Origin of the sequence: Sphingomonas sp. Leaf339 (assembly GCF_001426195.1) — a bacterium.
Lineage (GTDB): Bacteria > Pseudomonadota > Alphaproteobacteria > Sphingomonadales > Sphingomonadaceae > Sphingomonas.
Window position 1 is genome coordinate 36,397 of sequence record NZ_LMRS01000012.1, and the last position, 18,781, is coordinate 55,177.

16 protein-coding genes are annotated in these 18,781 nt (G+C 66.1%); 12 read left to right on the forward strand and 4 right to left on the reverse strand.

Features of this window, described 5'->3' with window-relative positions; genetic code table 11:
- Nucleotides 1-100: 100 nt before the first annotated feature.
- On the forward strand, nt 101-1,780 hold the full coding sequence (ettA, locus tag ASG67_RS07055; RefSeq protein WP_056528994.1) for an energy-dependent translational throttle protein EttA: 1,680 nt from the start codon (nt 101-103) through the stop codon (nt 1,778-1,780).
- A 12-nt stretch (nt 1,781-1,792) separates the two neighbouring features.
- A complete protein-coding gene (locus tag ASG67_RS07060) occupies nt 1,793-2,965 on the forward strand; it encodes a sensor histidine kinase (protein ID WP_056528997.1) in 1,173 nt (390 codons plus the stop codon).
- A gap of 233 nt (nt 2,966-3,198) precedes the next feature.
- Here ASG67_RS07060 and ASG67_RS07065 read toward each other — a convergent pair whose 3' ends face one another.
- From ASG67_RS07065 to ASG67_RS07080, 4 genes are read right to left on the reverse strand one after another with little or no spacing between them, the layout of a single operon-like run.
- Nucleotides 3,199-3,999, reverse strand: coding sequence for an NYN domain-containing protein (locus ASG67_RS07065; protein ID WP_056527573.1), 801 nt, complete (start codon nt 3,997-3,999; stop codon nt 3,199-3,201).
- Nucleotides 4,000-4,044: 45 nt separating this feature from the next.
- Nucleotides 4,045-4,245: a hypothetical protein gene (locus ASG67_RS07070; RefSeq protein ID WP_056527576.1), complete on the reverse strand. Its 201-nt coding sequence runs from the start codon at nt 4,243-4,245 to the stop codon at nt 4,045-4,047.
- A gap of 48 nt (nt 4,246-4,293) precedes the next feature.
- Nucleotides 4,294-4,779, reverse strand: a complete 486-nt coding sequence (greB, locus tag ASG67_RS07075) for a transcription elongation factor GreB (protein WP_056527578.1) — start codon at nt 4,777-4,779, stop codon at nt 4,294-4,296.
- Nucleotides 4,779-6,821, reverse strand: a complete 2,043-nt coding sequence (locus ASG67_RS07080) for a lytic transglycosylase domain-containing protein (RefSeq protein ID WP_235535097.1) — start codon at nt 6,819-6,821, stop codon at nt 4,779-4,781. Before ASG67_RS07080 ends, greB begins: the two co-directional genes overlap by 1 nt.
- A gap of 89 nt (nt 6,822-6,910) precedes the next feature.
- Between ASG67_RS07080 and dapA the strand changes: the two genes are divergently transcribed.
- The 10 genes from dapA (at nt 6,911) to ASG67_RS07130 (ending at nt 18,706) form a co-directional block, all read left to right on the forward strand.
- Nucleotides 6,911-7,795 (forward strand): 4-hydroxy-tetrahydrodipicolinate synthase, encoded by an 885-nt coding sequence (dapA, locus tag ASG67_RS07085; protein ID WP_056527584.1) that lies wholly within the window; start codon nt 6,911-6,913, stop codon nt 7,793-7,795.
- 274 nt (nt 7,796-8,069) lie between these two features.
- Nucleotides 8,070-8,552, forward strand: coding sequence for an SsrA-binding protein SmpB (smpB, locus tag ASG67_RS07090; protein WP_056527587.1), 483 nt, complete (start codon nt 8,070-8,072; stop codon nt 8,550-8,552).
- Entirely contained in the window at nt 8,552-9,106 is a 555-nt protein-coding gene (locus ASG67_RS07095; RefSeq protein ID WP_200940746.1) for a DUF2062 domain-containing protein, read from the forward strand. The genes smpB and ASG67_RS07095 overlap by 1 nt, the downstream gene beginning before the upstream one ends.
- A gap of 61 nt (nt 9,107-9,167) precedes the next feature.
- On the forward strand, nt 9,168-11,252 hold the full coding sequence (locus tag ASG67_RS07100) for a M13 family metallopeptidase (protein ID WP_056527590.1): 2,085 nt from the start codon (nt 9,168-9,170) through the stop codon (nt 11,250-11,252).
- A 120-nt stretch (nt 11,253-11,372) separates the two neighbouring features.
- Entirely contained in the window at nt 11,373-13,754 is a 2,382-nt protein-coding gene (locus ASG67_RS07105) for a response regulator (protein WP_056527592.1), read from the forward strand.
- Nucleotides 13,755-13,794: 40 nt separating this feature from the next.
- Complete coding sequence (locus tag ASG67_RS07110) at nt 13,795-14,145, forward strand: response regulator (RefSeq protein WP_056527594.1); 351 nt, start codon at nt 13,795-13,797, stop codon at nt 14,143-14,145.
- Nucleotides 14,146-14,151: 6 nt separating this feature from the next.
- Complete coding sequence (locus ASG67_RS07115; RefSeq protein ID WP_056527597.1) at nt 14,152-14,379, forward strand: hypothetical protein; 228 nt, start codon at nt 14,152-14,154, stop codon at nt 14,377-14,379.
- Between the two features lie 56 nt (nt 14,380-14,435).
- A complete protein-coding gene (ilvD, locus tag ASG67_RS07120; protein WP_056527600.1) occupies nt 14,436-16,157 on the forward strand; it encodes a dihydroxy-acid dehydratase in 1,722 nt (573 codons plus the stop codon).
- Between the two features lie 36 nt (nt 16,158-16,193).
- Nucleotides 16,194-17,543, forward strand: coding sequence for a bifunctional ADP-dependent NAD(P)H-hydrate dehydratase/NAD(P)H-hydrate epimerase (locus ASG67_RS07125; protein WP_056527603.1), 1,350 nt, complete (start codon nt 16,194-16,196; stop codon nt 17,541-17,543).
- On the forward strand, nt 17,540-18,706 hold the full coding sequence (locus ASG67_RS07130) for a class I SAM-dependent RNA methyltransferase (protein ID WP_056527607.1): 1,167 nt from the start codon (nt 17,540-17,542) through the stop codon (nt 18,704-18,706). The genes ASG67_RS07125 and ASG67_RS07130 overlap by 4 nt, the downstream gene beginning before the upstream one ends.
- The last annotated feature ends 75 nt before the right edge of the window (nt 18,707-18,781 follow it).

An 18,781-nucleotide genomic window follows, 5' to 3' on the forward strand; every position in this document is an offset into this window, starting at 1 on the left:
TAGGCACGCCCCGACGCCGTCGTTTGCGTTCCGGCCCCGGCACGGCTATTTGCGCGTGGAAGTTTTCCCGCCATTCCAACGCATGGAGCGCGAGCCCCCGATGGCCGTCCAGTACACCTATGTCATGAAGGGTCTGACCAAGACCTTCCCCGGCGCGAACAAGCCCGTTCTGAACAACATCCACCTGCAGTTCATTCCTTCGGCGAAGATCGCGATCATCGGCCCCAACGGGTCGGGCAAGTCGACGTTGATGAAGATCATGGCCGGTATGGATCCGGATTTCGTGGGCGAGGCCTGGGCCGCAGAGGGCATCAAGGTCGGCTATCTGGCGCAGGAGCCGCAGCTCGATCCGACCAAGGACGTGATGGGCAACGTCAAGGATGGCGTGCGTCCCGTCGCCGATCTGGTCGATCGTTTCAACGCCATCTCGGCGGAAATGGGCGATCCGCAGGACGACACCGATTTCGACGCGCTGATGGAGGAAATGGGCGACCTTCAGGCCAAGATCGACGCGGTCGATGGCTGGTCGCTCGACAGCCAGCTCGAACAGGCGATGGAAGCATTGCGGTGCCCGCCGGGTGATTCAGAAGTCACCAATCTGTCGGGTGGCGAGAAGCGCCGCGTGGCGCTCTGCAAGCTGTTGCTCGAAAAGCCGGACATCCTGCTGCTCGACGAGCCGACCAACCATCTCGACGCCGAATCGGTGTCGTGGCTGGAAAATTATCTGAAGGAATATGCCGGCAACGTTATCCTCGTGACGCACGATCGCTACTTCCTCGATAACGTCGTCAACTGGGTGCTCGAACTCGATCGCGGCCGTTACTACACATACGAATCCAACTATTCCGGCTATTTGGAAAAGAAGTCCAAGCGGCTGGAGCAGGAAGAGCGCGAAGAAGCCGGCAAGCAGAAGGCGATCCAGGACGAACTGGCCTGGATGCGCCAGACGCCCAAGGCCCGCCAGACCAAGTCCAAAGCGCGTATCCGCGCCTTCGACGAGCTGATGGAGAAGCAGGAGAACCGCGTCGCCGGCAAGGCCGCGATCCTGATCCAGTTGCCCTCGCGCCTGGGCGGTAAGGTGATCGAGGCCAAGGGCCTGACCAAATCGTACGGCGACAAGCTGTTGTTCGACGGGCTCGACTTCACGTTGCCGCCGGGCGGCATCGTCGGCGTCATCGGCCCCAACGGTGCCGGCAAGTCGACGCTGTTCAAGCTCATTACCGGTCAGGAAACGCCGGACGAAGGCACGATCGAGGTCGGCTCGACCGTCAAGCTCGGCTATGTCGACCAAAGCCGCGACGATCTCGATCCCAACAAGAACGTCTGGCAGGAAATCTCCGACGAGCTGGAAATCTTCCGTTTCGGCAAGCAGGAGATGGGCACACGCGCCTATGTCGGCGCCTTCAACTTCCGCGGGCAGGACCAGCAGAAGAAGGTCGGCCAGCTGTCGGGTGGTGAGCGCAATCGCGTCCACATGGCCAAGATGCTGAAGGAGGGCGGCAACGTCCTCCTGCTCGACGAACCGACCAACGATCTCGACGTCGAGACGCTGCGCGCGCTGGAAGAGGCGCTGGAGACGTTCGCGGGCTGCGCCGTGGTCATCAGCCACGATCGCTTCTTCCTCGATCGCCTCTGCACGCACATCCTGGCGTTCGAGGGCGACAGCCACGTCGAATGGTTCGAGGGTAATTACGAAAGCTACGAGGAGGACAAGCGCCGTCGTCTCGGTGACGCGGCCGATCGTCCGACCCGTCTCGCGTACAAGAAACTGACGCGCTGATCGGGGGTGGCGGTGGTCGAGGAATCTCCTGGTGGCGACGCACCGCCCGGCGCGGGCGAGCTGGAATATCGCCTGCGCCAGCAATCCGTCTTGGCAGATTTCGGGATCGAGGCACTACGCGCCCGCGATCTCGATCCGCTGTTGCAACGCGCCGTGGAGTTATGCGCGGACGGCATGCAATCGCGGTACTGCAAGTTCCTCGAAGGTTGTCCCGATCGTGACAAGCTGATCGTGCGTACCGGCGTCGGCTGGCGGGCTGGCGTCGTCGGGCAGGTCGAAATGCGCTCGGATCTCGGCTCGCCCGCCGGCTTTGCCTACCAAACGGGCGAACCGGTCATCTCGAATCATCTTGAGAACGAGACTCGGTTTCGCACCCCCGCCTTCATGGCCGACCATCAGATCCGCCGCGCGATCAACGTACTGGTCCATGCCGGCGGTGACCGGTTCGGCGTGTTGGAAGTCGACAGTCCGGACGAGGGCAAGTTTGAGGCTGCCGATCTCGCCTTCATGCAGGGGTTCGCCAACCTGATCGGCGTCGCGATCGAACGCCAGCAGACCGAGGCCCGCCTGAACGACGCGCTGGTCCATCAGGAATTGCTGACGCGCGAGGCGAGCCACCGCGTGAAGAACAGTCTCGCGCTGGTGTCGGCGATGCTGAACCTCCAGATGCAGGAAGACGACGATCCCCGCATCTCCCGGTTGCTCGGTGACGCGCAGGCTCGGATTACAGCCATCGCGCAGGCGCACGACCAGTTGTGGCGCGGCGACAAGGTGGGTATCGTGCAGCTCGACGATCTCGTCGGCGGCATCGTCGCGCAGCTTCGCGAACAATCCGCCGGTCATGATATCGCTTGCGACGTCGTCGATATCGAACTCAGCGCGGACGCCGCGATCCCGATCGGTCTGCTCGTCACCGAACTCGTCACCAATGCGATCAAATACGCCTATGGCGACGAAACCGGGCCGATCACCGTTCAGATCACGGTCGCGGACGAACGCATGTCGATCGTCGTGGCCGATCGCGGGATCGGATTGCCGGCGGACGTCGAAGGGAAGGCGGCATCGCGCACCAGTCTGGGCATGCGCATGATCCACAGCCTCGTACGCCAGCTGCGCGGCGATATCGTCTTCGAGGATGCCGGACCTGGCGTTCGGGTATGCGTCACAGCCAGTCCCCGGTACTGATCTCAGTCCTTCAGATTCATGCTGGATTAATTCTGCAACATTCGGTACGGCGCGGTTAACAGGCCCGCAAGAGGTCTCCACGATTGGAGAGTTTGATGCCCCGTCAGCGTACCGGAAGACTTGCTGCCTTTATCGTGCTCATTGCGGCTGGGGCAGCGGTAGTCGGTGCTGGTCTGCCGGATCGCCCCTCGCTGAAAGACGCGACGGCACCGATCGCCAGGCAGCTCTAAGCTTTACCGTACCCGGCGCACATAGGCGCGACCATTGTCGCGCCGTTCCATCTGAAAATTGGGTACGGCGGCGATCAAGTCGGATAGCTGCCGATAGCCGAAATTGCGCACATCGAAGCTGGACCGGTTTCCCGCCAACTGGCCCATCGCAGACAGGCTGACGAACCCCCGCTCGTCGCGCCGCACCGAATCATACGCGTCGATCAGCAGCTTCAATAATTCAGGATCGACCTGTCCCGTTCCCTTGGCCGGAGCAGGCGCTTGCCGCGTCGTGCTTGTGGGCATCGCCGCTCCGATCGCCGGCGGCAACGAATCCGAAATCGGCACATCGGTCGCCACGATCGGTCGCTTGGCGGTGGCTTCCGCCGTCAGCGCGCCGACATCGATGAAGCGCGTGCAGGCTTGGCGAAAGGCTTCGGGCGTCCGGTTGGTGCCGAACGCATAAACCGGGATACCCTCCTGCCGGATACGCATCGCCAGCGGCATGAAATCCGAGTCCGACGACATGATTCCGAATCCCTCGATCTTGCCGCGGAACAACAGGTCCATGGCGTCGATCGTCATCTTCATGTCGGTGGCGTTCTTGCCCTTGGTCAGGTCGAACTGCTGTTGCGGCTCGATGCCATGCTTCACGGTCATGTCGCGCCAGCCCTTCAGGCCGGGCTTCGACCAGTTTCCGTACACCCGCCGCACATTGACGGTCCCCAATTCCGCCAGCACGGTCAGTACCGGGTCCAGCGTCGCGGCGGAGGCATTGTCGGCGTCGATCAGCAGAGCGACGTTACGGGTGGGGGTATAATCCATCCCGCCTTCTCGCCGAGCCGCCCCGCGCCCGCAAGCCTCTGCCCGTCACCGCGTCACGATTGCATCGGGCTCAGCCTCATCGTCGTCATTGGCGTCGCGCAACTCGGCCTGCAAGGCGAATTCGGCCTGAAGGCTGCCGCCCATCCCGCCGGCGATCGCGTCCAGACCCGTCTCGCGCAGCGCCGCTCTGATGATCGCCTCGTCCTCGGCCTCGCGTGCCGGATTGTCGCGCTGGCGCTCCGTCATCCTAGTGTCTCCTTCGACCATCAACCGATGCGGGCAAGGCGGTGTTCCTCACGTCGTCGGATAGGCGACCGCCACGACCTCATATTCCTTCTCGCCGGCGGGCAGAATTACCCGGCGCAGATCACCGACCGCGCTGCCGCGCAGGGCACGGGCCAACGGTGCGCTCCACCCGATCCGACCGACCGCGGCATCCGTCTCGTCGTCGCCGACCAGCGTCAGGGTCCGTTCCCGGTCTTCCTCGTCCACGATCGTCACGCTGGCGCCGAACCACGCCCGCGCGCGATCCTCCTGGCGGGCGGGATCGACGACCTTCGCCGCCTGCATCCGCTTCGACAGCCAGCCCAGCCGCCGGTCGATCTCGCGCAACCGCTTGCGGCCATAGATGTAGTCGCCATTCTCTGACCGGTCGCCGTTCCCCGCCGCCCAGCTGATCGTCTCGACGAGCGCGGGGCGTTCGGTGCCGAACAACCGCTCATATTCCGCGCGCAGCGTCGCATAGCCGGCCGGCGTGATGTAATTGGGCCGCGCCTCCATCAGCCTGGCCGCGACTTGCCGAGATACCAGGACAGGCGCGCCGCACCCTGACTCTTGGCGCGGGTGGGATTCATCAGGTCATACACGACCGCATTCTCCAGCACGCGCTGCACATAATTGCGCGTTTCGCCATACGGGATCAGCTCGACCCAATCGACCATGTCGATCGCGCCGGTGCGCGGATCGCCGAACTGGCGCAGCCATTTGTTCACGTTGCCGCCACCGGCATTGTACGCGGCCACCGCCAGTGGGAAGCTGTTGTAATTGGCATAGACGCGCTGGAAATAGCTCGATCCCAGCATGATCGAGATGAACGGATCGCTCGACAATTGCTCGGGCGTAAAACTCAGGCCGATCTTGCCGCCCTGTTCGCGCGCGGTGGCGGGCATCAACTGCATCAGACCGCGCGCTCCCGCGCCGCTCACCGCCGCCCGGTCGAACTGACTCTCCTGCCGCGCGATCGCGTGGATCAGCGTCCAGTTGCCCTCATACCCCGCCGGCACCGGCACCACGGGAAAGCCCGCCGCCGAGTAATCGGTCAGGCCGTTCTGCATCGCGCTGCGCCCGACCATCACCGCCAGATCGGGGCGGCCAATCTGGCGCGACAGTTCGTCCGCTAGCAGATGATCGGTCGCGCTGGTCGCATCCGCCGCGATCTGGCGGACAAAGGCGGTCTGGTCCTGCCACTGGCCGATCTGACCCAGGAAGCGTGCGGCCTGCACCGTTTCGCGATTGGTGAACGCCGCGCGGACCGCGGGATCGATCGTCGGCGCCGCGATCGCGGGCGGGGCGACCAGCGGACGCCCGGTCCGCTCCAGCGCCAGTTGCCCGTAATATTGGTCGCGATACCCCGCCGCCCGCGCATAGAACGCCGTCGCCTGTTCGGCCATGCCGGCTGCTTCCGCCGCGCGTCCGGCCCAGTAGAAGCCCTTGGCCCGCGTCTGCGGCGCCTGACTGCCACGGCCATAGCGATCGAACATCGTCATCGCATCGGCGGGCCGGTTCAACTGCTTCAGCGCGGTCTGCCCCGCCAGCCACGCCAGCGAGGTGTAATCGTCGCGCTCGCCATACGGCTTGGTCGAAACGTCGGTGCCGACCGGATAGGCATCGTCGATCTGCCGCGCGATGTCGTAGGCGACCTGATGCTGTCCGTCCGCCGCCGCACCGCGCGCGTTGACCAGCAGGACTTCGTACCATTTTTCGACATGGCCCGGCCGGCTGGCGAGCGTCCGCGTTTGCGCCAGCCAGGTCCGCGCACTGGGGCTCAACGTATCGCGCAGCCACGTCGCGCGATCCGCGATGTAGCCCGCGTCATTGGCATAGATCGCCTGTGTCGCCGCCGACAGTTCGGCGGCGTTGGCCGCCTTCGTCCGGAACGCCAGCCGCGCCTCGAACACCGGCCGCTTTGCCGCGCTGACCAGCGGCAATTGCCGCATCGCCAGCGTCGTCTGCCCCTGCCACAACAGGGCATCCATGCGCGCGTCCTGATCGGCGGGCGTCAGCGCGCCGGGAAAGCTCGTCAGCACGACGCTTTCGTCGGTCGTCGACAGCGATCCCATCCGCCACGCCGCCCGCGCCGCCGCATCCGCGCCCGCCCGGTCGCCCGCCGCCAGCAACGCCCGCGCCTGCGCCACCATGCCCGTCGCCGTCAGCGGCGGATATTTGCGAAAGAACGCCGCGACATTTCCCGGCGATCCCGTGCCCAGCCCCGCCTGCCGCTCCGCCGCGCGTCGGTTCGCCGTCTCGCCCGGCCAGCCGGGATGCGCGATGACGAAATTGGCATAGCTGTCGAACGGCAGTGCATCGGTCTGTTGCAGGGCCCGCCACTGCGCCAGCGCCGATGCGATCGCCGGGTTGCTGGGGGCCACCATCACCGGGGCGGCGGAGCGGACCGTGGTGGTGGTCGCAATGGCCGCGCCGCGATTGGCGGCCTCGGTCTGGGCGCGGTCGATCGCGTCCTGTGACTGGGTGGAATAGGGGGGTGTCGACTGGGACAGCGCGGCGGTGCCGGCCAGCATCGCCAGCAGCATCCCTGATTTCATCGGTGCGATCATGTGGACAGATTACGCATCGCACCCGTATCTGTCCTGAACGAAATGCACCCAAGCTGCCCAAAAGGACGCCTGCACCCATGTTTTCCGGTTCGATTCCCGCGCTCGTCACCCCGTTCGACGCGGCCGGTGATTTCGACGAGGCGGTGTTCCGCGATTTCGTCGAATGGCAGATCGCGGAAGGATCAGCCGCGCTGGTCGCCTGCGGCACCACGGGTGAGGCCGCGACGCTCAGCTATGACGAACATTTCCACGTCGTCCGCGTCTGCGTGGATCAGGCGAGGGGGCGGGTGCCCGTCATCGCCGGCGCGGGCTCCAACGATACCCGCGTCGCCACCGCCAATCTGCGCGCCGCCAGGGATGCCGGCGCCGATGCCGCGCTGATGGTGCCACCCTATTACAACCGCCCCTCCCAAGAGGGCATCTTCCGCCATTTCGAGGCGCTGGCCGCCGATGCGCCGTTGCCAATCGTCCTCTACAACGTGCCGGGCCGCACCGTCACCGACATCCAGCCCGCCACCGTCATCCGCATCGTGCAGGCGTTTCCGTCGGTGTTCGTCGGCATCAAGGACGCGTCCGGCGCGCTCGGCCGTGTCTCGCAGCATCGCGGTGCGCTCGGCACCAGCTTCGTTCAGTTGTCGGGCAATGACGACCTCGCACTCGCCTATAACGCGATGGGTGGCACCGGCTGCATCTCCGTCACCGCCAACGCCGCGCCGCGCCTGTCCGCCGATTTTCAGGCGGCTTGTGCGGCCGGCGACATGGCGACCGCGCTCGCGCTCCACGACCGCCTCTATCCGCTCCACGACGCGATGTTCACCGATGCATCGCCCGGCCCCGTGAAATACGCCATGACCCGGGTCCGCCCCGGCTTCCCCGCGCATCTCCGCCTGCCGATGACGCCCGCGAACGACGCCGCGCGCGCGCTCGTCGATGCGGCGCTGGATCATGCCGGGCTGATCTAAGAGCCATCTTCCGGGGCCTTTCACGCCAGGCGAGAAACCGGCTGTCCTACAGGGCGGGACTTCCGGTAACACCAACTTTCGCTCTTTCTCACCCCTAGTCCCCGGCGATTGTATAATGCTCGCGCGCTCATGCGCCCGCGCGCGATCGCGCGCGCATGGACGTGTGACTTTAGTGACGTTTCGCCCCGGCCGACGCTCTGGCGATCGTCACTTTGCGCCCACTCGGCGTCCGCCGCTTCCCAACGGCGTATCGGCCGCCTACATCGCCATTCACATGCCCCGCCCAAAACCCGTCGCCTTCGACAAGAAGAAGATCGTCGCCGAGAACCGTCGCGCCCGGTTCGAATATTCGATCGATACCGTCTACGAGGCGGGGATCGCGCTGACCGGTACGGAGGTGAAGAGCCTGCGCTTCGGCGAAGGATCGATCGCCGAAAGCTATGCCGAGGTGAAGGGCAAGGAAGTCTGGCTGGTGAACGCCAACGTCCCCGAATTCAGCCACGGCAACCGCTTCAATCACGAGGCCAAACGCCCCCGCAAGCTGCTGCTGCACGAACGCGAGATCAACAAGATGCACGGCGCGGTCGCCAGACAGGGCATGACGCTCGTGCCATTGTCCGTCTATTTCAATTCGCAGGGGCGCGCGAAGGTAGAACTTGCGTTGGCTAAGGGCCGCAAGGACCACGACAAGCGCGAACACATCAAGGAACGCGAGTGGAAGCGTGAGGCCGGGCGCGTGCTCCGCGATCGCGGCTGATGGCATCGACGGCCCCCGGCGTGTGGCATCGCAGCGCCGCGTGGTGCCGCCGCAACCTTCCGACCCGCGAGTCGATGGAAAAGAGCCGGATGCTCCGCCCCGTCGCCCACCGCGTACTGGCACCCGAACTGTGGCGCTTCACCCGCCGCTCGGTGCCGCGCGGCGTCGCCCTCGGCATGGTCGCCGGCGTGCTGTTCCCGGTCGCGCAGATCGCCATTGCCGCCGTCTTCGCGCTGCCGTTCCGCGCCAACGTGCCGGTCGCCGCGCTGACGACGTTCATCACCAACCCACTGACCACGCCTTTTATCCTCGTCTTCGCCTATTGGATCGGCACCTGGATGTTACGCCTCGACACCCCCGTCGTCGCCCAGCCGGTGGCCGATGCCGCCACCAACTGGCTGCAATGGCTGTGGAAGGCGGGGCCGGCGACGATCACCGGTCTGGTCGTCATCGCGCTGGTGTCGGCGCTGGTCGGCTATGCGCTCTCCACGCTCGGCTGGCGTTTGTGGATCGCCCGTAAATGGCGCACGCGGCATCATCACAAGGCGAATTGACGAGGCGTTTCAGCGGAGTACAACACGCGGCATCAGCCAAGACCTTTCCCAAGGATCATCGATGCATCAGCGCTTGTTCGCCGCCTTCCTGCTCGCCTCCGCCGCGTCGACCGCCGCCCTGGCTGGTTCCGCCCCGCAGACTGCCACGCCAGCCCCCGCGGCCGCCGCGGCTGACACCACCGCCGGCAAGCCCAAGCTGGGCGATTTCGGCGTCGACCTCGCCAATATGGACAAGAGCGTGAAGCCGGGTGACGACTTCTACCGCTTCGTCAACGGCAAGTGGCAGGACAAGACCGAAATTCCCGCCGACAAGTCCAGCTGGGGCGGCTTCGGTATCCTGCGCGACCTGTCCGACCAGCGCACCCGCATCGTGATCGAAGATGCCGCCAAGGCGCAGAACGCGCCCGGCAGCATCGGTGACAAGATCGGCACCACCTATGCCAGCTTCATGGACGCCGCCGCGATCGAGGCGAAGGGCGCGACCCCGCTGAAGCCCTATCTTGATAAGATCGCGCTGGTGAAGACGCCCAAGGATCTCGCCACCGCGTTCGGCGACGCGAACCGTCACGGCATGGATGTGCCGATCGGCCTGGGCGTACAGCAGGACCTGAAGGACAACACCGTCTACACGGTCTATGCCGGGCAGGGCGGTCTGGGCCTGCCGGACCGCGACTATTACCTCGTCGACAATCCCAAGTTCATCGAGGCGCGTACCAAATACGTGGCTCACATCGCCACGATGTTGCGTCTGGCCGGCCAGCCCGATCCTGAGGGCGCGGCCAAGCGCATCTACGATCTGGAAAAGCAGATCGCGACCGTCCACTGGACCCGCGCCGAACAGCGTCAGGTGGAAAAGGCGTACAACCCCGTACCCACCGCCGAACTGGCGACGCGGATGCCGGGCTTCGACTGGGCGGCGCTGCTCGCGGCACAGGGTCTGTCCGCGCAGCCGCAGGTGATCGTCACCCAGCCATCGGCCCTCGCCGGCACCGCCAAGATCGCCGCCGCCACGCCGATGTCGACGTGGCGCGAATATCTCGCCTACCACACCATTTCAGAGGCGGCCTCCAAGCTGTCGAGCCCGTTCGTGAACGAGAATTTCGCGTTCTACGGCACCACCCTGTCCGGTACGCCGCAGCTGAAGGAGCGGTGGAAGCGCGGCGTCGATCTGGTCAACGGCAGCCTCGGTGAGGCGGTCGGCGAACTCTATGTGAAGCGTTACTTCCCGCCTGAATCCAAGGCCAAGATGGATGTGCTGGTCAAGAACCTGATCGCCGCGATGGACGTCCGCCTGTCGAAGCTGGAATGGATGGCACCCGAAACGAAGGTGAAGGCCCGCGCCAAGCTGGCCGCCTTCACGCCGAAGATCGGCTATCCCGACAAGTGGCGCGACTATTCCGCGCTTCAGGTCGTGCGCGGCGACGTGCTGGGCAATGCCGATCGCGTGGCCGAGTTCGAGTATAACCGCCAGCTCGCCAAGATCGGCAAGCCCGTCGACCGCAGCGAATGGTTCATGACGCCGCAGACGGTCAACGCCTATGCCAACCCGACCATGAACGAGGTCGTGTTCCCCGCCGCGATCCTGCAACCGCCGTTCTTCGATCCCAACGCCGATCCGGCGGTGAACTACGGTGCGATTGGCGCGGTCATCGGCCACGAACTCAGCCACCACTTCGACGATCAGGGCCGAAAGTTCGACCCCAAGGGTAATTTCGCCGAATGGTGGACGCCGCAGGACGTAGCTCGGTTCAAGACGTACACCGACAAGGTCGTTGCCCAATATGGTGCATATGAACCGGTCCCGGGCATGCACGTGAACGGCGAACTGACGCTGGGTGAGAACATGGCCGATCTCGCCGGCGTCACCGTCGCCTATGACGCGTACAAGATCTCGCTGAACGGCAAGCCAGCCCCGGTTATCGAGGGATATACCGGCGATCAGCGCTTCTTTATGGGCTTCGGCCAGGTCTGGCAGACCAAGGCGCGCGAAGCGGCAATCCGCCAGCAATTGACCACCGATCCGCACACGCCCGGCAACTGGCGCGCCTATGTCGTCCGCAATCTCGACCCTTGGTACACCGCGTTCGCGGTCAAGCCTGGCGAGAAATACTATCTGGCGCCGGCCGACCGTATCAAGGTCTGGTAAGCTCGCACTCCGCGCCGTCCCCGTCGCAGCCATTCACGGCGTGCGACGGGGACGCGCCCCATCCACCCGCACGTGGTCAACTCGCTTGACGACGCGCGGCACACGGCCCGAAGACACACCATGGCTTCGCTAGCGCCCCGATCATCGCCCGCCCGCGCCGCTGCAGCTATCGCGCTCGGCGTCGGTCTCGTTTCGGCGGCACTGGTGCTGGTTGTTGCCGACAGCTGGATCGCCGCCGCCGGTTTCGTCGCCACCGCGATCATCGTCGTCGGCGCGGTCGTGGCATGGCGCCTGCTGGCACCGGTCGCGGCGGATGGCGCGCGTGCGATCGACTGGAACATCACCCGCGCCGTCGCCGGGGCCAGTGCCGATGCGGTCGCGGTCACCGATCGCGGTGGTCGCCTGATCTGCGCCAACGACGCCTATGAGGCGATGTTCGATGGCTTCCCCACGCCCCCCGGCCTGCCGCTGGACGAGGAGGCGACCGATGCGCTCGCCGCCGCCGCCCGCGTCGCTTGGCGCGACGGCATCGCCTACGTCGAGCGGGTAGAGGGGATGGACGCGTCCCTCACCGCCACGATCACCCGTGCGGGTGACGAGGCGGACATGCTGGTCTGGCGATTTGCCCCGACCGAGGAACGCGATCTGGCGATGTCCGCGCGCTTCCTGATTGGCGGCCCCACCGGTGACCGGCTGGGTGAGGCGGGGATCATGGCCGCGCTGATGACCCCGCATGGCCACGTCCTGGCCGCCAACGCCGTGCTCGAACACCGCGCGCTGGGTCATCCGGGATCGATCAACGGTCGCGATTTCGTCGATCTGCTCATCACCGACAGTCGTGGTTTGGTCCGGTTTGAGCGTGAGGGGCTGGAGGGGACGCCGCTACGCCTGATCCAGGTGCCGTTCCTGAATGGTCAGGACGCGCCGATGCTCGTCGTCCTGCTCGACGATCGTGACGATACGCCGGCCCCCGGTGCGTCGGCTTCCGCGCACGTCCGCTCGTTGGTCAGCCTGATGCCGTTCGGCATGGCACTCGTCGATCGCGAAGGGCGCTTCCTCCAGATGAATGACGCGTTCCTGCGCGCGGCGGGAGTCGAGGCGACGGACGTCCCGCTCTATCCCGGCGATCTGGTGGTGCGCGAGGACAAGGCCGCCGTCGCCGATGCGATCCGCCGCTTCGCCGCCGGCGCAACACACTCGACCGACATGGCGGTGCGGCTGAAGGATCACCCCGACGAACCTGTTGCGCTCACCATCGCCGGTGCACGCGGACTAGGCGACGCCGCCGTCCTTTTAAGCCTGAAGAACAACAGCGAGGAAACCCGCCTGAAGCGCGAAGTGGCGCAGGCGACCAAGATGCAGGCGGTCGGCCAGCTTGCCGGCGGCGTCGCGCATGACTTCAATAACATCCTGACCGCCATCCTGGGGCATTGCGACCTGATGCTGATGCGCCATTCACCGGGCGACAGCGATTACGACGACATCCAGCAGATCCGCACCAATTCGAACCGCGCCGCCAGCCTGACCCGCCAGCTGCTCGCTTTCTCCCGCCAGCAAACGCTTCGACCGCAGGTTCTGCAATTGCCCGACGTGGTGTCGGAGGTATCGAACCTCCTGAAACGCCTGATGGGCGAAACCGTCCGGCTCGACGTCAGCCACGGCCGCGGTCTGGGTGCGGTGCGTGCTGATCCCGGCCAGCTGGAACAGGTCGTCGTCAACCTCGCGGTGAACGCCCGCGACGCAATCGTCACCGCCAATCCGCAGGGCGGCGGCACGCTCAGCATCCATACCCGCGCCGTCACTCCTGCCGAGGTGCGCGAGATGGAACAGGATATCATGCCGGCGGCTGATTACACGGCGCTGTCGGTCACCGACACCGGCACCGGCATCCCGGCCGACATCCTGCCCAAGATTTTTGAGCCGTTCTTCACCACGAAGGAAACCGGCAAGGGAACGGGCCTCGGCCTGTCCACCGTCTATGGCATCGTCAAACAATCGGGCGGCTGGATCTTCGCCGATTCGAAACCGGGGCAGGGCGCTACCTTCACGATGTACCTGCCCGTTCACACCGTCGATCCCGCGACGCTGCGCCCGGCGGCCCCGCCCAAGCCGGCGCCGAAACCTAGCGAGCTGTGGGGGCAGGGGACCGTCCTGCTGGTGGAGGACGAGGACATGGTCCGCGCCGTCGCCGAACGCGCGCTGACTCGTCAGGGTTACACGGTGTGGACAGCGGAAAATGGTGAGGTCGCACTCGAACTGTTGCGCGTAAGCGACCGGCCAGACCTGCTGATTTCAGACGTCGTAATGCCGACGATGGATGGGCCGACGATGGTTCGCCACGTCCGCGAACGCTATCCCGATCTGCCGGTGCTGTTCATGTCCGGCTATGCCGAGGAGCAGCTACGCCGGTCGATCGACCTCGACAATGTCGCATTCCTGCCCAAGCCGTTCTCGGTCCAGCAACTGGCGGAGGCCGCGCGCGAAGTGCTCGCCGGGCCATGACGTTGCATTTGCGTCACAACTCCCGCTAAAGACGAAACGGATGACCGCAGCCAAGCAGATTCTGATCGTCGAGGACGAGCCCCTGATCGCCATGATGCTCGAGGATTTCCTCGACATCCTCGACCAGGGAGTGGCCGGCAGCACCGATAACGTCGCCACCGCGCTGGAACGCGTCGGCCAGGGCGGCATCGACGCCGCGATCCTCGACGTCAACCTGCGGGGCGGTGAGAAGAGTACCCCCGTCGCCGAAGCGTTGGCCGCGGCCGGCGTGCCCTTCGTTTTCGCCACCGGCGGCGGCGACGACAGCGTCGACGAACGCTTCCGCGATCGGCCCGTCCTGCAAAAGCCCTTCACGATGGACGGTGTGGCGAAGGCGCTAGCGGCGCTTTGAACCGACATGCGCCACGCACGGATCGTGGCGTCGGCAAGTACGACGGCGTTGGTCGTATCCGGCTACGCATTGGGTGGCGCGGTTGCAGTGGTGGCCACGCTGATCCTGATGCTCCCAGCGCTCGCATTGGCGTTCGATAATCGATCCGGCACCTTCTTCATCATCGCACTGCTAATCGTGATCGTGTTTGTGGTGTTGCTCGGTTTGTTGTCGTTGATGGCCATCGTGCACTGACGCCCATGCGAAAGATGCTTGCGTCGAATATGGCTGTCGCGACATAGGCTGTCGCCATGACCCAGACCTTCGACAAGTCCCGCCTGCCGAGCCGCCACGTCTCTGTCGGGCCGGAGCGCGCGCCACACCGCAGCTACTACTATGCCATGGGCATTTCCGAAGAGGATATTGCCCGTCCCTTCGTGGCACTGGCCTCTGCCGGCAACAACTCCGCGCCCTGCAATACGACGCTCGATGCGCAGGCCGATGCCGCGCAAGCCGGTGTGATTCAGGGCGGCGGCCTGCCCCGTCGCTTCAACACGATCACCGTCACCGATGGCATCGCGATGGGCCATCAGGGCATGAAATCCTCGCTGGTCAGCCGCGAGGTCATCGCCGACTCGGTTGAATTGTCCGTGCGCGGCCATTGCTACGATGCGCTGGTCGGCTTTGCCGGCTGCGACAAGTCGCTGCCCGGCATGATGATGGCGATGCTCCGCCTCGATGTGCCGTCGATCTTCGTGTATGGCGGCTCGATCCTCCCCGGCCGCTACCAGAACCGCGATGTGACCGTCGTCGATGTTTTCGAAGTCGTCGGCAAATATGCGGCTGGCGCCTGTCCGCTGTCCGAGGTCCACGAGCTGGAAAAGGTCGCGTGCCCCGGCCACGGCGCCTGCGGCGGCCAGTTCACCGCCAACACCATGGCCTGTGTCGGTGAAGCGATCGGATTGTCGTTGCCAAACAGCAACATGGTGCCGGCTCCTTACACCAGCCGCGAACAGATCGCGATCGCCGCCGGCGCGCAGGTGATGGAACTGGTCCAGCAGCAACTCCGCCCCCGGATGATCTGCACGCGCGAAGCGTTCGAGAATGCCGCTCGCGTCGTCGCCGCCACCGGCGGCTCCACCAACGCCGCGCTGCATCTACCCGCGATGGCGAACGAGGCCGGCATCGACTTCGACCTCCACGACGTCGCCCGCGTCTTCAAGGAAACGCCGTACCTCGCCGATCTGAAACCCGGTGGGCGCTATGTCGCCAAGGACATGTACGAGGCCGGCGGCGTGTACATGCTGATGAAGACGATGATGGCCGGCGGCCTGCTCCACGGCGACTGCATGACCGTCACCGGCCGCACGCTGGCGGAGAACATCGACCGCGTGACGTGGAACCCCGATCAAAAGGTCATATACGACATCTCCACGCCGATCACCCCCACCGGCGGCGTCGTCGGCCTCGTCGGCAGCCTCGCCCCCGCCGGCGCGATCGTGAAGGTCGCCGGCATGCACCGCCTGCAATTCGAAGGCCCCGCCCGCGTCTTCGATTGCGAGGAAGACGCCTTCGCCGCCGTCGAACACCGCACCATCGTCGAGGGCGAGGTCATCGTCATCCGATACGAAGGCCCCAAGGGCGGCCCCGGCATGCGCGAGATGCTGTCGACCACCGCCGCGCTCTATGGTCTCGGCATGGGTGAAAGCGTCGCGCTCATCACCGATGGTCGTTTCTCGGGCGGCACTCGCGGCTTCTGCATCGGCCATGTCGGCCCCGAAGCAGCCGAAGGCGGCCCGATCGCGCTGGTCGAGAACGGCGACCGAATTAGCATCGATGCCGAGGCCGGCACGATCGACCTGCTGGTCGACGACGCCATCCTCGCCGACCGCCGCGCCGCGTGGACGCCCCGCGTCAACGATTATCAGGCCGGCGCCCTGTGGCGCTACGCCCAGAATGTCGGCCCGGCATGGCAAGGCGCGGTGACGCATCCCGGTGCCAAGGCCGAACGGCACGTCTACGCCGACATCTAAAGGGATCGCGCCGTCGATCCGGATCGTTCGTCCGCCATGATCCAGATTGACGGCCACCCCATCCTCACCGCCGCTGCCATGCGTGACGCGGAAGCAGCACATGGCGACCTCGCCGCCCTGATGGCGCAAGCCGGGGCAGGGGTCGCCATCGCCGCCCGGCGGCTGGCCGGCGCGTCGGAGGTGCTGATCATTTGCGGCCACGGCAACAATGGCGGTGATGGCTATGTCGCTGCCGCCGAGCTTCACGCCGCCGGCCACCCCGTCCGCGTCGCCGCCGCGACCGAACCCAGGACCGACCTTGGCCGTGCCGCCCGAGCACGCTGGACCGGTCTCGTCGAACCGCTCGCCACCGCCACGCCCGCACCTATCCTGATCGATGCGCTGTTCGGCACCGGCCTGTCCCGCCCGCTCGACGCCGTCCACGCCACCCATTTCCACCGCCTCGCCGCCGCCGCCCGCCTGACGATCGCCATCGATCTCCCCAGCGGCGTCACGACCGACGACGGCCGCGTCCTCACCGAACCGCCCCGCTGCCACGTCACGCTAGCGCTCGGTGCCGTCAAGCCGTCACACCTGCTCCAGCCTGCTGCACGCTACGCCGGTCACGTCCGCCTGATCGATCTCGGCCTGCCCCTCATCGGCACCGCTACCGTCATCGCCAAACCAGCCTTTCGCGATCCCGGCCCCGACTCGCATAAATACAGCCGCGGCATGGTCGCGCTCGTCGGCGGTGCAATGCCCGGCGCGTCCGAACTCGCCAGCCTCGCTGCCCTGCGCGCCGGTGCCGGCTACGTCCTGCATCTGGGTGACGGCGAAGGCGCACCGCACGCGCTTGTTCGCCGCCCCTGGAGCGCCGACGCCCTGACCGACCCCCGCATCGGTGCCGTCGTGATCGGTCCCGGTCTCGGCCGCGACGACGACGCCCGCACCCGCCTCGACGCCGCCCACGTCAGCGGTCGCCCACTGGTGATCGACGGCGATGCCCTCCGCCTGCTCGACCCCGACGCGCCCCGGCGCGCGCCGACGATCCTCACGCCCCATGCCGGGGAGTTCGACGCGCTCTTCGGCAAAAGCACCGCCAGCAAGATCGATCGTGCCCGCGCCGCCGCCGCCCGCGCGAACGCTGTCATCATCTTCAAAGGCCCGGACACCGTCATCGCCGCCCCCGACGGCCGGGTCACCGTCTCGGCCGATGCCAGCGACTGGCTCTCCGCCGCCGGCACCGGCGACGTGTTGGCCGGCGCGACCGGCGCGATGCTCGCCAGCGGCCTGCCGCCGTTCGAGGCCGCCACCGCCGCCGTGTGGCTCCACCGCGAGGCCGCGCGCCTGTGTGGACGATCCTTCATTGCCGACGACCTCGCCAACGCGCTATCGCGCGTCCGATGAGCCCCATCCTCCGTGTCGCCGCCCGCGGTGACGGCGTCGCCGCCGACGGCCGCCACGCCGCCCTTGCCGCTCCCGGCGATACTTTGACCGCCACGGGCGAGGTGATCGCCGGCCCGCATCACCAGTCGCCACCCTGTCGCCACTTTCCGCGATGCGGCGGATGCCAGCTCCAGCATCTCGACGACGAAAGCTATACGGCCTTCGTCGCCGACCGTATTGCCGTCGCCCTCGATGCACAGGGACTCGAAGCGCCGATCCGCCCGGCCACGCTGTCGCCGCCGCGCACCCGTCGCCGCGCAACGCTCCACGCCGATCGTGGCCTGCTCGGCTTCACCGCCGAAAGCAGCCACCAGATCGTCGACATGCGCGAATGTCATATCCTGCTGCCCGAACTGTTCGCGCTCGTCGCGCCGCTGCGCACCTTGCTCCAGCGCGTCGGCCTGAAACGCCGTGTCGACGTTCATCTGGCGATGGCCGATCAGGGTCCCGATATCCTTATCAACGGCTTCGCGCCTCAGGGCCTAGAAGCCGCCGAAGCCCTGACCGCCTTCTGCGAAAAACACGGCGTCGCCCGTTTTTCGGTCGATGACGGCGTCGGCCCCGAAGCCCGTTGGGAACCGGAACCGATTACCATCACTCTTGGCGGCATTCCCGTCGCCATGCCCCCCGGCGCCTTCCTGCAAGCCACACAGGAAGGCGAAGACGCGCTCGTCGCGGCCGTGAAGGAAGCCACCGGATCAGCAAAAGCGGTAGCCGACCTGTTCGCCGGCCTCGGCACCTTCGCCCTTGCGCTGCCCGCCAAGGTCTATGCGGCCGAGGGCGCCCGCAACGCGCTGTTCTCGCTCAGAGCCGCCGCGCAACTCCGCAGCCGTCCGGTCTTCCCCGAACACCGCGACCTCTACCGGCGCCCGCTGACCGTCGCCGAACTCGATCGCTTCGATGCCGTCGTCATCGATCCCCCTCGCGCCGGCGCCCGCGAGCAGACCGACGCGCTGGCCGCGTGCAAGGTGAACAGCATCGCCTATGTTTCGTGTAATCCCAGTACCTTCGCGCGCGACGCGAAGGTTATGGTGGAAGGCGGATGGCGGATCGACTGGGTCCAGCCCGTGGGCCAGTTCCGCTGGTCCACCCATGTGGAGCTGGCGGCGCGGTTCGTTAGATAGAGGTGAACGCGTTCGGTCGGCCTGTTGATCTTCGATCAGGGGTAAAAGGAAGACCTCCTGTTCCCCGGCGAAGGC

Bases quoted from the DNA above. Each gene is read 5' to 3' on its own strand.
- ASG67_RS07070 (WP_056527576.1), bottom strand. From the start codon at position 4,245: ATGACGGAGCGCCAGCGCGACAATCCGGCACGCGAGGCCGAGGACGAG.
- ASG67_RS07080 (WP_235535097.1), bottom strand. From the start codon at position 6,821: ATGAAATCAGGGATGCTGCTGGCGATGCTGGCCGGCACCGCCGCGCTG.
- ASG67_RS07110 (WP_056527594.1), top strand. From the start codon at position 13,795: ATGACCGCAGCCAAGCAGATTCTGATCGTCGAGGACGAGCCCCTGATC.
- dapA (WP_056527584.1), top strand. From the start codon at position 6,911: ATGTTTTCCGGTTCGATTCCCGCGCTCGTCACCCCGTTCGACGCGGCC.
- ASG67_RS07105 (WP_056527592.1), top strand. From the start codon at position 11,373: ATGGCTTCGCTAGCGCCCCGATCATCGCCCGCCCGCGCCGCTGCAGCT.
- greB (WP_056527578.1), bottom strand. From the start codon at position 4,779: ATGGAGGCGCGGCCCAATTACATCACGCCGGCCGGCTATGCGACGCTG.
- ettA (WP_056528994.1), top strand. From the start codon at position 101: ATGGCCGTCCAGTACACCTATGTCATGAAGGGTCTGACCAAGACCTTC.
- ASG67_RS07125 (WP_056527603.1), top strand. From the start codon at position 16,194: ATGATCCAGATTGACGGCCACCCCATCCTCACCGCCGCTGCCATGCGT.
- smpB (WP_056527587.1), top strand. From the start codon at position 8,070: ATGCCCCGCCCAAAACCCGTCGCCTTCGACAAGAAGAAGATCGTCGCC.
- ASG67_RS07130 (WP_056527607.1), top strand. From the start codon at position 17,540: ATGAGCCCCATCCTCCGTGTCGCCGCCCGCGGTGACGGCGTCGCCGCC.
- ASG67_RS07100 (WP_056527590.1), top strand. From the start codon at position 9,168: ATGCATCAGCGCTTGTTCGCCGCCTTCCTGCTCGCCTCCGCCGCGTCG.
- ASG67_RS07065 (WP_056527573.1), bottom strand. From the start codon at position 3,999: ATGGATTATACCCCCACCCGTAACGTCGCTCTGCTGATCGACGCCGAC.
- ilvD (WP_056527600.1), top strand. From the start codon at position 14,436: ATGACCCAGACCTTCGACAAGTCCCGCCTGCCGAGCCGCCACGTCTCT.
- ASG67_RS07115 (WP_056527597.1), top strand. From the start codon at position 14,152: ATGCGCCACGCACGGATCGTGGCGTCGGCAAGTACGACGGCGTTGGTC.
- ASG67_RS07095 (WP_200940746.1), top strand. From the start codon at position 8,552: ATGGCATCGACGGCCCCCGGCGTGTGGCATCGCAGCGCCGCGTGGTGC.